14 protein-coding genes and 1 pseudogene are annotated in these 14,536 nt (G+C 73.5%); 5 read left to right on the top strand and 10 right to left on the bottom strand.

The window, feature by feature from the left end; genetic code table 11:
* Positions 1-49 precede the first annotated feature (49 nt).
* The 4 genes and pseudogenes from OG335_RS00135 to OG335_RS00120 form a co-directional block, all read right to left on the bottom strand.
* The gene (locus OG335_RS00135; protein ID WP_405008913.1) at positions 50-481 is read right to left on the bottom strand and encodes a hypothetical protein; all 432 of its coding nucleotides are present in this window, start codon (positions 479-481) and stop codon (positions 50-52) included.
* Positions 482-726: 245 nt separating this feature from the next.
* Positions 727-1,539: an AraC family transcriptional regulator gene (locus tag OG335_RS00130; protein ID WP_405015274.1), complete on the bottom strand. Its 813-nt coding sequence runs from the start codon at positions 1,537-1,539 to the stop codon at positions 727-729.
* A 55-nt stretch (positions 1,540-1,594) separates the two neighbouring features.
* Positions 1,595-2,817: pseudogene (locus tag OG335_RS00125) on the bottom strand (IS4 family transposase); the annotation flags it as partial.
* Between the two features lie 9 nt (positions 2,818-2,826).
* The gene (locus OG335_RS00120) at positions 2,827-3,132 is read right to left on the bottom strand and encodes a cupin domain-containing protein (protein WP_405008912.1); all 306 of its coding nucleotides are present in this window, start codon (positions 3,130-3,132) and stop codon (positions 2,827-2,829) included.
* A gap of 149 nt (positions 3,133-3,281) precedes the next feature.
* Here OG335_RS00120 and OG335_RS00115 point away from each other — a divergent pair, with 149 nt between their 5' ends.
* Positions 3,282-4,214 (top strand): NADP-dependent oxidoreductase, encoded by a 933-nt coding sequence (locus OG335_RS00115; protein WP_405008911.1) that lies wholly within the window; start codon positions 3,282-3,284, stop codon positions 4,212-4,214.
* 124 nt (positions 4,215-4,338) lie between these two features.
* Here the strand turns inward: OG335_RS00115 and OG335_RS00110 are convergent, their stop codons facing one another.
* Complete coding sequence (locus OG335_RS00110; RefSeq protein ID WP_405008910.1) at positions 4,339-4,650, bottom strand: NIPSNAP family protein; 312 nt, start codon at positions 4,648-4,650, stop codon at positions 4,339-4,341.
* Positions 4,651-4,900: 250 nt separating this feature from the next.
* Between OG335_RS00110 and OG335_RS00105 the strand changes: the two genes are divergently transcribed.
* Positions 4,901-5,260 carry a hypothetical protein gene (locus tag OG335_RS00105; protein ID WP_405008909.1) on the top strand — a complete coding sequence of 120 codons (360 nt, stop codon included), beginning with the start codon at positions 4,901-4,903 and terminating at the stop codon, positions 5,258-5,260.
* A 342-nt stretch (positions 5,261-5,602) separates the two neighbouring features.
* The gene (locus OG335_RS00100) at positions 5,603-6,175 is read left to right on the top strand and encodes a DUF4240 domain-containing protein (protein ID WP_405008908.1); all 573 of its coding nucleotides are present in this window, start codon (positions 5,603-5,605) and stop codon (positions 6,173-6,175) included.
* A 213-nt stretch (positions 6,176-6,388) separates the two neighbouring features.
* On the opposite strand, the gene OG335_RS00095 is transcribed toward OG335_RS00100, so the two are convergent.
* Together OG335_RS00095 and OG335_RS00090 are read right to left on the bottom strand one after the other, a co-directional pair.
* Positions 6,389-8,440 carry a WD40 repeat domain-containing protein gene (locus OG335_RS00095; protein ID WP_405008907.1) on the bottom strand — a complete coding sequence of 684 codons (2,052 nt, stop codon included), beginning with the start codon at positions 8,438-8,440 and terminating at the stop codon, positions 6,389-6,391.
* Between the two features lie 114 nt (positions 8,441-8,554).
* Entirely contained in the window at positions 8,555-8,839 is a 285-nt protein-coding gene (locus OG335_RS00090; RefSeq protein ID WP_405015273.1) for a helix-turn-helix domain-containing protein, read from the bottom strand.
* 62 nt (positions 8,840-8,901) lie between these two features.
* On the opposite strand from OG335_RS00090, the gene map reads away from it, so the two are divergent.
* Positions 8,902-9,669 carry a type I methionyl aminopeptidase gene (gene map, locus OG335_RS00085; RefSeq protein ID WP_405008906.1) on the top strand — a complete coding sequence of 256 codons (768 nt, stop codon included), beginning with the start codon at positions 8,902-8,904 and terminating at the stop codon, positions 9,667-9,669.
* A 166-nt stretch (positions 9,670-9,835) separates the two neighbouring features.
* Here map and OG335_RS00080 read toward each other — a convergent pair whose 3' ends face one another.
* Complete coding sequence (locus OG335_RS00080; protein WP_030918248.1) at positions 9,836-10,039, bottom strand: cold-shock protein; 204 nt, start codon at positions 10,037-10,039, stop codon at positions 9,836-9,838.
* 255 nt (positions 10,040-10,294) lie between these two features.
* Positions 10,295-11,215, bottom strand: coding sequence for an oxidoreductase (locus tag OG335_RS00075; protein WP_405008905.1), 921 nt, complete (start codon positions 11,213-11,215; stop codon positions 10,295-10,297).
* A 56-nt stretch (positions 11,216-11,271) separates the two neighbouring features.
* Between OG335_RS00075 and OG335_RS00070 the strand changes: the two genes are divergently transcribed.
* A complete protein-coding gene (locus tag OG335_RS00070; protein ID WP_405008904.1) occupies positions 11,272-12,267 on the top strand; it encodes an ArsR family transcriptional regulator in 996 nt (331 codons plus the stop codon).
* Between the two features lie 68 nt (positions 12,268-12,335).
* Here OG335_RS00070 and OG335_RS00065 read toward each other — a convergent pair whose 3' ends face one another.
* Entirely contained in the window at positions 12,336-14,462 is a 2,127-nt protein-coding gene (locus OG335_RS00065; protein WP_405008903.1) for an alpha/beta hydrolase family protein, read from the bottom strand.
* Between the last annotated feature and the right edge of the window lie 74 nt (positions 14,463-14,536).

Genomic DNA, 14,536 nt, shown 5'->3' with positions numbered 1-14,536 from the left:
AGAGCGGGAGAGCGGGAGAGCGGGGGGCCGACGGCTGTACGACGCCTCCTCACCCTCCCTCCGACGGGCAGGCGAGGCGGCGGTACCACCAGAACTCCGTGCGCCACTGCCGTCGACGGGTGAACGGGTCGGGCAGTGTGCGGTGCAGGAGAGCGGCGTCCAAGGGGCGGAGGACCCGCCGGAGTTCGGCTCGGGCCCGTACCGGCAGCGCTCCCAGGATCCCGTCCAGCACGTCACGTGCGTGCCGGACGTCGTCGAAGGAGCAGCCCGGGCAGGAGCAGAACGCTGCCTGCGGGTACAGGGGGCGTCTGCCCGGTGGGGCGAGGAACTCCCGGTACCGGCGCAGCGCCCGATCGGTGGCTCCGGGGTAGAGGTACCAGCCGGCGCTCACCCTCTCGGCCCGGTGCACCGCCAGGCTTGTTCCGGCGGAGAGGCCGTGGATCCGGGGCGGCGGGGCGGGTCCCCAGAGGCGGGGCGTCACGTGGTCTCCGCGCAGCGCGCGGGGCGGTCTACGCGGCATCGGCCTTTCGACGTGTGGTCACGGCAGCACGATGCCATGCCGTCCCGGTGCGTGTCACGCGGATTCCCCGTACGTCGACGCAGACCCTGTACCGCCTGGCCACAGGAAATCTTGCGTCACCAGCCAGTGGGCTGGTGCCACTTCGGGCCACTCCCACCGCAAGATCTTCTGCCTCCCCGAGGGGCTCCGCCGGTACCGGCCTCCGGTCAGGAGGCCGCACCGGCCCGTCGCCGGTACTGGCCGGGCGGCACGCTGTGGGCGCGCTTGAAGGCCTTGGCGAACGCGAACTCGGAGCCGTAGCCGACCCGTTCTCCGACGACGGCGATCGGGGTGTCGGAGTGGCGCAGCAGCCGGGCGGCCGTGGTCATCCGCCAGCGGGTGAGATACGTGAGCGGGGGTTCGCCGACCAGGCCGGTGAACCGGCGGGCGAAGGCGGCGCGCGAGAGGCCTGCGCTGTCGGCGAGCGCCTCGACCGTCCAGGCGCGGCCGGGGTCGCGGTGGATGGCGCGCAGGGCCGGGGCGATGGCCGGGTCGGTCAGTGCGGCGGCCCATCCGGCGGTGGCATCGGCCGGCTGGTCGTCGAACCAGGCGCGGAGGATGTAGAGGAGCAGCAGGTCGATCAGCTCGCCCACGATGCCGTCGGATCCGGGCCTGGGGTCGTCGAGTTCGGCGCCGAGCATGTCGATCGCGGCGCGCAGGGCGTGGTGGCGGTCGCGCCGGGCGGGCAGGTGGATCAGCTCGGGAAGGCCGGCGACCAGGGGGTGGGGGCGTTCCCGGTCGAGGTGGTAGGAGCCGCAGAGCAGCACCGTGCGGGCGCCGGGGCCGTCGACGGCGAACCTGCCGATCGGTGAGGTGCGGTCGGTCCGGTCGCAATGCCGCTTAGATAGCTGGGTTTCTGAGTTGTAAGGTGGGCGGTCCGGAGTGCCGGGTGTTGGTGTCGTCGGGGCGTTTGATGCGGTGCGGGCTGAGGCGGTGGCGTTTGACGGCGCGGGGGCAAGTACGTTGTCGCCGGGCGGGATTGGGCCGTTCGGCTATCTCGGCGAGAGCCCCGGTAAGGGCGGCGGCCAAGCCGTCAGGGGAAAACGCCGCCTGGTCGGTGACCAGGCGGCGGACGACGCGGAGACTGCGGATGAAGGACATCCGGTCCGGGTCGAGGCCGGCACCGCCCGCGGCTTGATGCATGAGGTTCCGGATCGCGTAGTGCGTGGTCAGCAGGGCCCAGATCTCCTGGCGGACCATCTCGGGCGACTTGGACCGCAGGGGGCGAGCAGGTCCGCGCTGGTACGTCTCGATCTCGGCAAGCGCGACCTCGAACTCCCACCGCTGGTGGTACGCCGCCGCCAGCTCCAGTGCGGGAGCCTCGCCGGGATCCAGGACGGTGGTGATCAGCCGGTACAGGTCCCCGTTGCCCGCACGCCCGTCCACCCGGTAATCCACAACACGAACGGCCAGTCCTTCCAGCCGCGCGTCCGCGCGTCCGGAGCGCACATGTCGTCGGTACCGCTGACGCGCGATGACGTCGGCGAGCACGGAACGGTAGGAACCGTCGGGGAACACTTCCAGCACGGGCAGATCGACGGTCTCCGACACCCTCCACAGCAGGTCAGCGCCCGTCTCGGCTGCTTTGACCCACAACGCCAGGCTGTAGAACCCGCGATCGGCCATGACCAGCATGCCCGGCTCGAACCGTTGCAGCAGCTGCTCGGTCAGCTCCCTCTCGCCCACAGCCAACGGGCCGATGCGCGCCGCGATGACCGCACGGGTCCCGCACTCCCCGAGGCCGACCACCCGGGCCTGCGGGAAGGGGCCGGGACGGTGCTCACGGTGACTGTTCTTGCCGAACGCCTCGGTGTTGCCCGGGGTGTCCGGGAGCTCGAGCTGCACCCCGTCGACCGCCATCATCCGCCATGACCGCAGCCAGGCACCTTCGGTACCGGGACCGGCCAGTGGCGCCCCGACACGCTCGAACAGCAACCGCAAAGGCTCCTCGCCCAGCCGGGCCCTGGCCTGTGTGATCGCCCCGGTGGTCGGCACCCTCCAGTTCCCGCTCCAGTCCCCGAGGAACCGCAGACCGCCCACCAGCTTGCGCATCACCTCCTCATAGCCGTCGCCGAAGAACAAGCACATGGCCAGCACGAAGTACACACCACCCGGGCAGGCAGCAGGCGCACCCGACGCTCCCGACGCCCAGCCTGCTCAACCACATCATCGACAAGATCCTGATGCAGCAGGTCCGTCAGCACCCCGACCGCCAGACGATCCGTCAAGCGCCCATCCGCACCCCGCAACTCATCCACACAGCAAGCCTAGCGATACTGGTCCTTATCTAAGCGGCATTGGGTCCGGTCGGGGCGGAAGTCGGTGGCCGGGGAGTGCGGGTCGTCGGTCAGGGCGTGCTCGGCGCCGCTGCGCAGGAAGATCACGTCACCGGCGGCCAGGGCGAGGGCGGAGCCGTCGGGTCGGACGAGCCAGCAGGAGCCGGTCAGCACGACGTGGAAGGCCGCGCCGGTGGCCTCGTGGAAGCGCAGTCCCCAGGGCGCCCGGCACTCGGTGCGGGCCGTCCGGGGGCTCTCGGACCGCATGGAGGCGACGGCCTCGGTGAGGATGTCCATGCGGACAGCCTACGCCGATACGACCGCCGGACGAGACGATCGGACAGGAAAGAGAGAGTTTCGGCTATTCAGCGTCTCGCATCAGCCGCCTAGGTTTGGTGCCAGGCCCGGACGCCACGATCCGCGCCACCGACGGAAGGAACCCCGCCGTGCGCACCATCGACCAGCAGTCCTACGGAGAGCCCGGCGTCCTCCGGATCACCGAGGCGGAACGGCCGGAACCGCGGGTCACCGAGGTCCTGGTGCGGGTCCGCGCCGCGGGGGTCAACCCCGTCGACGCCTACACCCGTTCGGGGGCGTTCCCGCTCCTGGGCGAGCCTCCGTTCGTGCTCGGCTGGGACGTCTCCGGCGTGGTCGAGCAGGTCGCGCCGGGCGTCAACCGCTTCGCCGTCGGCGACGAGGTCTACGGCATGCCGCACTTCCCGCGGCCGGCCGGGGGCTACGCCGAGTACGTCACGGCGCCGGCCCGGCAGCTCGCCCGCAAGCCGAAGGGGCTGGACCACGCGCAGGCCGCCGCACTGCCGATGGCCGGGCTGACCGCCTGGCAGGCGCTGGTCGACGCGGCCGGGCTGCAGGCCGGACAGCGGGTGCTGGTGCACGGCGGGGCGGGCGGGGTCGGACACCTCGCCGTGCAGATCGCCAGGGCCCGCGGAGCCGAGGTCTTCGCGACGGCGAGCGCCGCCAAGCTCGACTTCCTCCGCGAGCTCGGCGCCGACCACCCGATCGACTACACCGCGGCCGACTTCACCACCGGGCTGCGCGGGCTGGACGTCGTGTTCGACACGGTCGGCAACGGCAACGGCCTCCGCTCGCTCCCCGTCCTGCGCGACGGCGGCGTGCTGGCCACGATCACGGAGCACTTCGACCCGGAGCTCGCCGCCCGTACCGCGGCGGCCGGCAGGCGGTACGCCGGAGTCGTGGTCGAGCCGGACCACGTCGGGCTGGAGGCGCTGACCGAGCTGGTCGAGGCGGGCCTCCTGCGGCCGCACGTCGAGCACGTCCTCCCGCTGGAGGACGCGGCCACGGCGCACGCCCTGGTCGAGACCCGCCGCACCCGGGGCAAGATCGTCCTGACGCTCTGATCCCCGCGGCGCACACCTGCCACCCGCCCGAGCGCCGACGCGTCCGCCACCGGGTCGCCGTTACGGGAGCGGGGGCAGGCGCGGGGGCAGGCGCGGGGGCGGCCGGGAACGGCCGGGGGCACGCCTACGCGTCGGTCTCCAGCGGTGTCAGGAACCGGCGCTCGTACCGCTTGATGCACCTGGTCCTGCGGGCCAGCTCGAACGCCTCCTGACAGTCGGGGTCGGCCGCGGCCGCGATGCGGTAGCGCTCGTACTCGGCCAGGCTGCCGAACGTGAAGAGGGCGTACGCGATGTCGCTGTCGCCCTCGCTCGGCAGGAAGTAACCGAGGTGCGTGCCGCCGAAGCGCGGGACGAGCCGCACCCAGCGCCGGCCGTACTCCTCGAAGTCCGCCAGCTTGTCGGGGTCGATCTCGTACTTCAGATGAATCGTGATCATGTCCGTCCCTCTTCCGCCGTAAGGCGCTCGTGCCTGTCCGGGGCGGCCGTCCGCGGGGACGGCGACCACGGCAGGGCCGTTCGTCGACGACTCGATCCTTCCGTCCCGGAGCCCCTTCGACCAGCGGCGGGAACGCCCGGGGACCGCGAGATCCCGCCAACCCCGCACCACCGCCGCGCGCACCGCACCCGCGAGGGGCCTGTGACGCGGAACGCATGACGCGGCGCGTCAGGCTCTCTACGGTGGAGGCATGAGCATCGGCACACTCCCGCAGCGCACTGTCGGGATCCGGTCAGGCGACGAGATCCACGACGCCCTGCAGCACCTGCCCACCCGCCGGGACAAGCCGCGCCCGCAGGGCGCCCGGGCCGCCCTCGGGTGGGCACTCGACCCCTGGAAGTCGCCCCCCATCCCCATGGAGCCGTCCCCCGCCGACGCCCTCCTACGGCTCATGGCGCAGGAACGCACCGCCCTCGCCGTACGGCACGACCCCCGGCAGAGCCCTCAGCAGCGCCGCTACGCCCGCGGCGTCGCCCAGGCCCTCGGCTGGATCCTCGGATACACCCCCGACCTCCCGCTCGTCCGGCCGGAGGCGACCGCCGGACGGTGACCGCACGGCGGGCCGCACCGGGGGGCTCCGGCAGCGCCGCAGCCCCCGCTCCCCGGCCGCCGGAGAGGGACGTCTCGGCGGCCGGGTCTGAGCGGCGACGGGGCCGGCCCGGGCGACCGAAGAGGCGTGACGGCCGCCCGGGCCTGTGCCCCGCCCGACTCCCCGCCTCACCGCCCACCGGCCCGGCAAACCCCCTTCACCGGCATCCCGCGCGGACGGCCTTCACCCCGGCCGACCCTGGCACGGCCCGGGGCCGCCCCGCCCCGCCCGCCCTGTCGCGCCCTGTCGCGGCCGGCCTCGTGCAACGGCTGCTGTCGCAGCCCTGCTCTAGGCTCCCCGGCCATGCAGATCAACGACTGGTGGGGCCTCGTCGAGCAAGCGCGCAGCGTGGTCGGTGACCGTGCCGATGACAGGAACCTGCCCGACGACCCGTTGCCCGGCGCCCTCACGGGCATACTCGCGTCACTGGAGCCGGCGGAAATCATCGACTTCTACCTGAAGGCGATCGAGGTGACCGACTCCGCGTACCGGCGTCCGCTGTGGAAGGCCGCCTACCTCGTGGAGGGTGGCTGCGGAGACGACGGCTTCATGGACTTCCGCGACGGGCTGATCCTGCTCGGACGGGAGACGTTCACCCGCGCCGTCGCCCGTCCCGACTCCCTGGCCGAGCTGCCCGTGGTCGTCCGGATGAGCCGCGACGAGGACGGCTGGATCGGCTTCGAGTCGCTGAGCTACCTGATCAAGCAGGCGTACCGGGAATCCCAGGGCGAGACCGGTTCGTTCGACACGGCCGTGGACGCCGCTCTGCGCGCCACGGTGCGGCCCGAAGAGCCGACCGGGGCCGACTGGGACAGTGAGGACGACGACGAGATGCGGCGCCACCTCCCCCGGCTCGCGGCGCTCTTTCTCGACTGAACCCGATGAAGCCGCTCGTCGCCGGCGGCGCCTGACCCCGAATGCCGGACACCAGGGACGTTCTGCCAGGTTTCTGCAGCATGAAATCGATTGCCGAGGAGGCGTCCGCCGAGCACGGCATACTCTTCAAGCCCACGGTCTGGGTCGATTGGACCGGACCGGAGACCTAGTAAAATCCGGGGTGCCCTTTCGGGGGCACCCCGGCCCTTTTTCTCAATCGCCTTCCCGGATCGGCGGACGAACGAGTGCGATGTCCTGGCCGAACCCCACCGCCACTCCCCCGTCCGCGGTGGCCGCGAGGCAGACGGCGGCACCGGGCAGCAGCAGCGGCCGGGTGGACGGTTCACCGGTGCGCAGGTCGATCAGAGTGAGGGTGCGGTCGGCGCGGGCCACGTACAGCTCGGGCCAGCCGAGGCCCGCGACGGCGGTGACGGCGGCCGGGCCGTCGATCTCCGGGCCCGCCGGCCGACCGGTGCGGTCCCAGGCGCGGAGTGCGGTGGCGCCCTCGGCCGCATCCTCGGAGCGGACGGTGACGAGTCGGCCGTCGAGGAGTGCCAGCACGGGGTGGTCCTCGGTTCCCGGCACGATCTCCGGCGCGGACGACGGGTCGTCCAGGTCGAACAGCCGGGCCGGTTCCTCGTAGGACGTCAGAGCGACGGTCGCGCGCCCGTCGACCGCGCCGACGGCGAATCCGGTGGTGCCCGTTTCGGCGTCCACGGGGATCGTGGCGAGAACGGCCCCGTCGGCGGGGTTCCGGAGCGTGATGTCCCCGTCCCCGTAGACGACCAGTGCGTCGCCGGTGCGCAGGCGCCGGTGGACGGCCCAGCGGACGATGCTGCTGTCGGTGCGGGCCGGTGCGCCGGAGGGGCCGCCCGCGGCCAGGTCCCAGCGGTACAGGAGCGGATCGGGGTCGTGCGGGGATCCGGAGCCGGTGGCGGCGTACGGACGGCCGCCGTCGCTCCAGGCGGCCAGGGCCCTGGTCACCACGACCTCGGTGGCGAGGGGCGCGGCCAGCAGGGTGCCGTCGGCGGCGCGGCGGACCACCAGGGTTCCGCCTTCGTCGACACTGACCACCACTCCGTCCGGCTCGGTGACCGTGACGTCCGCCAGTCGCTGGCCGTGGCCGGGCTTGCGGTCCACGGAGGCGGCCGGGTCCCAGAGTGCGACCACACCGTCCTGCTCGGAGGAGGTCAGCAGGAGGTCGCGCCCCTCCCAGCGGACGGCCTCGACGGCGGCCCGTGCGACGGATCCGGCGAGGGGTGGTCCGAGCGGCCGCATGGTACGGGCGTCCCAGAGATGGACGTTCCACCTGGTGGACACGGCGAGGGCGGGCCCCGTCACGGTCGGATTGCTCTGCGGTCCCAGCCCCGGCCTGGACTGCATCAGCCGGTCCGGAACGGGGTACAGGTGTGCCGTGAGCAGTTCGTGCTGACCCGTCGTCAGGTCAATGGTGGCGTGGGCATCCTGCTCGTCGCGGACGGTCAGCAGCTCCCGACCGTCCGACCGCCACAGGGTGGCGCCCTTGATCGGGCGTAGCCCGGCGGGGACGGGGAGCTGTCGCACCTGGTCGTCGTCCGGGTTCCACAGCAGGACCCCTTCGTCCGAGAGCAGCACGACCGCGCTCCCGTCCGCGAGGGCGCCGGGACTGAGCCCGATGACGGGCGGCAGGTGCGGAAGGCGGAGCCGCGCGCCGGTCGCGAGGTCCCAGAGCCCGAGGCCGCTCCAGGCGGTGCTGACCAGCAGCCGGGTGTCAGGTCCGCTGCCGAGGACCGCCAGGGCGTGCGGGCTTTCGCCGACGTCGATCGTCCGGCGGAGCGCGAGGTCGGCGAGGGCCCAGATCCGCACCGTGTGGTCATCGTGGCTGGAGATGAGCAGCGGTTCGGTGGCGTCGGGCGCGAAGGCCAGGACGCGAACGGGTACCTCGCACTCCACGGTGCGGACCCGGCCCGACCGGACGTCCCGGACTTCCAGCCGGTGCCTTCGGAGCTTCGGGTCGGCCGGTGGCCGTTCGTCGGCCCTGACGGCGGTGGCCAGTTGGGGCCGGCCGTCGACCTCGCCCCAGGCGCTGGCCACGACCCGCCCGACCCGCACCTGCCAGATCAGCCGGAGGTCCAGGTCGATATCGGTCGCCCAGTCGACCCGCCACAGGTCGCCGTCCGGGTCGCCGACGGCCCGGCCCCGGCGGACGGCGTCGAGGAGGGCGGACTGCCGTCGGTCGACATCGTCCGGCTCCGCGTGTCCGACGTCGGCTACGACCTGATCCATCGGCGTTGCCCTTCTTCGTGCTTCGTGGCGATCGGGACGAGATGCCGTGCGGGTGCGACCCTGCCGCGCTACGACGGGAACGCCTGCCCTCGCCGGCGGCCGGCGCGTGTCGGGTCACGCCGACATGGCGTGCTCGCCGCCTTCGGAGTCGTCCGACTCGTCCGCGCAGGCGGCGGCCAGGTCGTCGAGTGACAGGTGCAGGGCGTGGGCCAGGGCTGCCACGGTGAAGAAGGCCGGGGTCGGGGCCCGACCGGTCTCGATCTTGCGGAGCGTCTCCGCGGACACCCCGGCCGCCGCTGCCACGTCCACCATGCTGCGGTCACCGCGGGCCCGGCGGAGCAGGGCCCCGAAGCGCTCTCCACGGTGCCGCTCTTCCGGGGTCAAGGGAACTCTCACCATGCCCGTGATACTAATACCGGTATAAGTATTGGGCAGCATCGCACCGCAGGGAGCCACGACACATGGTGGAGATCAAGACCGACACGGCACTGGAAGCGATGCGTGAAGCCGGACGCGTCGTGGCCCACGCACTTGCGGCCGCCCGTGAGGCGGCAGCCGTGGGAGTCCGTCTGCGCGAGCTGGACGAAGCCGCCCGCGCCGTTCTCACCGCGGCCGGAGCGCGCTCACCGTTCCTGGGCTACCAGCCCTCCTTCGCCCCCGTCCCCTTCCCCGCCGTGATCTGCGCCTCCGTCAACGACGCCGTCGCACACGGCATCCCCGACGACCACCGCCTGCGCGACGGCGACCTGGTCAGCATCGACTGCGGAGCCGAACTCGACGGCTGGACCGGCGACGCCGCGATCAGCTTCACCGTCGGCACCCCTCGCCCCGCCGACCTCGAACTCATCGCCGCCACCCGGCGGGCCCTGGACGCCGGCATCGCCGCCGCCACCACCGGCCGTCGCATCGGCGACATCTCCCACGCCATCAGCACGGTCGCCCGCAAGGCCGCCTGCGGCATGCCGACCGACTTCGGCGGCCACGGCATCGGCCGCCGGATGCACGAGGACCCCCACGTCCCCAACCACGGACGGCCCGGTCGCGGCTTCCCCCTGCGCCACGGTCTCACCCTCGCCCTCGAACCCATGCTCATGGCCGGCGGACGCAACGCCTACTACACCGACCCCGACGGATGGACCCTGCGCACGACCGACGGCAGCCGCGCCGCCCACATCGAACACACCATCGCCGTCACCGAGGACGGCCCCCGCATCCTCACCCTGCCCTGACAACCCCGAAACCCTGCCCCGACCCCGAAACCCGCCCCGACCCCGGATCCGCTCACACCCGGCGGGGGCCGCCGACCGGTCGGCCGTGCGGCGACAAACGCAAAGGCCCGCACCGGATGTGACATCCGGTGCGGGCCCCTGCTACCAGGCGGGTGCCGTGGCGAAATTACAGCGGGCGAATGTTCTCCGCCTGCGGGCCCTTCTGGCCCTGCGTGACGTCGAACTCGACCTTCTGGCCCTCGAGCAGCTCGCGGAAGCCGTTGGCGTTGATGTTCGAGTAGTGGGCGAAGACGTCCGGGCCGCCACCCTCCTGCTCGATGAAGCCGAAGCCCTTTTCCGCGTTGAACCACTTCACAGTGCCATTAGCCATAAAAATTCTCCTTCAAAGGGGCTGTCCGAGACCCGCACGGTGCGGGCCCCGAGTGCCGCGATGATGACCCACCCGGAGAAAAGATCCGGAAAAACAAAATGCGCCTGCGATATATCAGCAGGCGCACACCAAGTCCATGGGAACCACTACTGCAACTCCCCTGAACTGTAGCAGGCCCGACAGCGGAACGGCGGGACATCGACCTGCGGGTTCGCGCCGGGCCCGCGCAGCGGTCTCCTGCTGCGGCGGCCGAGGTCAGAGCGCCCTTCCCCCGCCGCCGTGGTGGAGGTCGTCGAGGGCCGCGAGGTCGGTGTCCGAGAGGCGGATCGCCCCGGCGGCGACGTTGGCCGCGAGGTGGTCGAGGTCCCCGGTGCCCGGGATCGCCAGGACGTGCGGGCCGCGGTGGAGCGTCCACGCGAGGCGTATCTGGGCGGTGCTCGCGCCGTGCGCCCGGGCGACGGCACGGACGGCGTCCGCCTCGGCGTCGACTGCGCCGGCCTGACCCGCGGTGCCCGCGATCGCGTAGAAGGGGACGAACGCGATGCCCTGCTCGCCGCAGAGCCGCACGAAGCCGTCGTCCTGCGGGCGCACCCCGATGCCGTACCGGTTCTGCACGCAGACCACGGGAGCGATGGCGCGGGCCTCGGCGAGCTGGGCGGGGGTCACGTTGGAGAGGCCCAGGTGGCGGACGAGCCCGGCCTCGCGCAGCTCGGCGAGGACGCCGAAGCGTTCGGCGACGGAGTCGGTGCCGAGGACGCGGAGGTTCACGACGTCGAGGTGGTCGCGGCCGAGCTGGCGCAGGTTCTCCTCGACCTGGCCACGCAGGCGGTCGGGGGTGGCGTGAGGCGTCCAGTGACCGGACGGGTCGCGGCCGGGGCCGACCTTGGTGGTGATGACGAGGTGGTCGGGGTACGGGGCCAGGGCCCGGTTGATGAGTTCGTTGGCGGAGCGCAGCGGCGAGAAGTAGAAGGCCGCGGTGTCGATGTGGTCGACGCCCAGGTCGAGGGCGCGGCGCAGCACGGCGACGGCCTGCTCGCGGTCGCGGGGGCGGGCGCCGGGTACGAGGGCCTCGCCCGTCTGGGGCAGGCGCATGGCGCCGAAGCCGATCCGGTTGATCGTCAGGTCGCCGAGCCGCCAGGTGCCCGACGCCGCTGCGGTGATGGTCCGTGGTGTCATGCCGGGGATCGTCGCGGCCGGGTAGGCTGGCGCGCCAATGATTCGGGCATGCGCGAATGTCGGGGGTGCGGGTGGCGGCTGAGCTGGCGTTCTCCGCGCGTGATCTCGCGCGACTGCGCTTCGCCGTCTCGCCGATGTGGGAGGTGGGGCCGAGCTTCCGGCTGCTGGTGTCGGGCATCGCGCATCCGGTGCACCACACGTGGGTGGCGCAGGTGCGGCCGCGGTGGGCGGCGGCCGGGCTGGACCGCGGCTGGCTGGGCGATCTGGTGCCGGGGGCGGGGTACGTCCCGGACTTCCTGAATCCCGCGCCCGACGGGCCGGCGCCGACGCTGGGCCGGGAACTGGCGCAGATCGCCGCCACGCCGGCCGACCGGGTGCGCCGGGACCTCGACCGTCTGGCGGAGGAGCAGGGGCACCTCGGACCGCGGGCCAGCGCGCTGTACGCGCGGCCGCGGGCCCGTCTGGAGCGGGTCACCGAGGAGATCGCCGCGTACTGGGATCTCGCACTGGCCCCGTACTGGGCGAGGATCCGGGCCGTCCTCGACGCCGACGTGTTCCACCGGGCGCGGCAGGTCGCCGAACAGGGGGCCGGCCGGTTGTTCAACGAGCTGCACCCGACGGTGAGCTGGGACGACCACGCCCTGCGGCTGGCCCGGCGCACCCGGGCGCTGTCCCGGCCGACCGCCGGGGCGGGGATGGTCCTCCTGCCGTCCGTCTTCACCGGGCCTTGCCCGCTCACCCGGGTGACGCCGCCCGAACCTCCTCAGCTGGCCTACCCGGCGCGGGGCATCGGCGACCTGTGGGCGGCCCGTCCGGCCGCCGGGACGACTCCGCTCGCCGCCGTGCTCGGCCGCACCCGGACGCGGCTGCTGACCGAACTCGACTCGCCGGCCTCCACCACGGAGCTGGCCCAGCGCACGGGGCTCTCGCCGGCCGGCGTCTCCCAGGCCCTCACCGCGCTGCGCGACGCCCGCCTGGTCAGCGCCCACCGGGCCGGCCGGGTCGTGCTCTACGCCCGCACCTCCGTCGCGGACACCCTCATCGCCGGGTGAGCCGTCAGCGACCCCGCGGGCCCGAAGGCGCCGACAGGGCGTCGACGAACCGTGCCCGGCCCGGACGGTCACCCGGCACCGTGGAGCCCGCGCCGCAGCGGCGCCGGGGTGCCGGGGGCCCACGGCGGCGCGTCCGCCGTGGTGAAGCCGAACGCATGCGCGTAGAGGGAGAGTTCGGCCGTGAGGCACTGCTCGACGGTTCGGGCGGTGCGGAAGCCGTGCTGCTCGCCCTCGAAGGTCAGGTAGGCCTGCGGCACGCCGCTGCCCCGCAGGCGGTCCAGGAAGCGTTCGGACTGTTCGGGCGGGCAGACCGCGTCGTCGGTGCCCTGCAGGATGACGAACGGGGTGCGCACGTGGTGCGCGCGCCGGAGCGGGGAGACCTCCTCGTAGCGGGAACGCGCCTGCGGCCACGGGCCGATCAGGCTCTCCAGGTACCGGGATTCGAAGTCGTGGGTGCCGCTGACCCGCCACTGCTCGGGGTCGAGCAGCGGGTAGTAGATGCCCGCCGCGCGGTAGAGGCCGGGCTCCGCCGCCAGCGAGGCCGCGGCCGTCCAGCCGCCGGCACTGCCGCCGCGGATGCCGATGCGCGCCGGGTCGGCGATGCCCCTGGCGATCAGGGCCCGGGCCACCGCCGCGCAGTCCCGGACGTCGGTGACGCCCCAGTGCCCGCGCAGCCGTTCGCGGTACGACCGGCCGAAGCCGGTCGAGCCGCCGTACTGCACGTCGACGACGCCGATGCCGCGGCTGGTGAAGAAGGCGATCTCGGGACGGGCGACGAGCCGGCTGCGGGTGGTGGGACCACCGTGCACCTGCACGAGGAACGGCGGGAGCTCGCCCTCCGGCGCCGCGGCACCGGGATGGTGCGGCGGGTGGACGAAGGCGTGGACCTCCTCGCCGTCCGGGCCGGGCAGGACCTCGTGGCGGCCGTGCGGGTGGTGGTCGGCGTGGCGCAGCGGCTCGGCCCGGACCACCTCCGTCCACTCCGTCCGCTCCGTCCGCGGCCGGTCCCGGCGCCGAGCATCCCGCGCCGAAGCACCCGCCGCCGATACGCCCTGCACCCGACCGGACGGCGCCACGGCGGACGGCACGGCGGACGGCACGGCATCGGACGGATCCGGGTCGTCCACCGTCACGAGGACGACGGCCCACGGGTCGCGCGGGCCGGCGGCGGTGGCGGCCACCCGTCGGCCGTGCACGGCGATGCCGACCCACTCGGTGTACGGGGACGGGACGTCGTTGAGCGAGCCGTCCGCCCCGAGCACGGCGAGCCTGCGGTCCGCGGTGCCGTGGGTGACGGCCAGCCGCCCGCCGCCGAGAGGGAGGAACCAGCGGGTGCCGATCCGCCACAGCGGCTCGCCGAACTCCTCGGGGCGGGGGCAGAGGGCGCGCGAGGTGCCGTCCAGCCGCACCTCGTGGAGGTTCCACCAGCCGTCGGGGTCGGCCACGACGTGGAGCACGCCGGGACGGTCCGGGTCCCACTCGACCTGGCCGACCGAGACGCCGTCGCCCCCGGCGATCCTGCGGGGCGTGCCGAGGCCGCCGTCGGCGGTGACCGGCGCGCACATCAGCTCGGTGGCGTCCCAGGGCATCGCCGGGTGGTCCCAGCCGATCCAGGCGGCGTGCCGGCCGTCCGGCGAGATCCTGGGCCCGGTCATGAAGTGGTGGGTGGCGGCGAGCACCCGGACGGCGCCGCGCGCGTGCGCGGCACTGCCGTCGAGCGGGAGGGCGACCAGCTCGCGCCGGACCTCGGTGCCGGTGTTCCCGGTGAACTCCTCGCGCAGGCACCAGATCTCGTCACCGACCCGGGTGAAGTCGCAGTAGCGGGCGCCGGCCGGACGAGCGGGCTGCGGGCTGATGGCGACCGGAGGTGTGCCGGGTGACGCCCGGTGGACGCGCTGGTCGTCCCAGTGCACGAAGACGAATCCGGCCGTGGCGTCGGCGCCGAGCGCCAGCCACGGCCTGCCGCCGTACTCGATGACGCGCGAGCGGACGTTCCACGCCGGGCCGAGCAGTTCGCGGACCTCGCCGTCCGGGGTGCGGCCGACGAGCGCACTGCGGCCCGCCTCGGCGGGGCGGGCCTCCGTCCACCAGAGTTCGTCGCCCACGAAGTCGAGCCAGTCGGGGGCGGATTCGCCCTCGGCGACCTCGGCGGCGGTGATCGGGGACGTCCACGTCCCGTACGGCGCGGTGCGCATCGTTTCCTCCTGGTGGGGACGGCGGACGGACGGCCCGGACGGTGTTCGGCCACCGAGTGCCGGGCGGGTGCCAG

Origin of the sequence: Kitasatospora sp. NBC_01539 (assembly GCF_045040525.1) — a bacterium.
Taxonomy (GTDB): domain Bacteria; phylum Actinomycetota; class Actinomycetes; order Streptomycetales; family Streptomycetaceae; genus Kitasatospora.
This window is presented reverse-complemented; position numbering and strand designations above follow the sequence as displayed.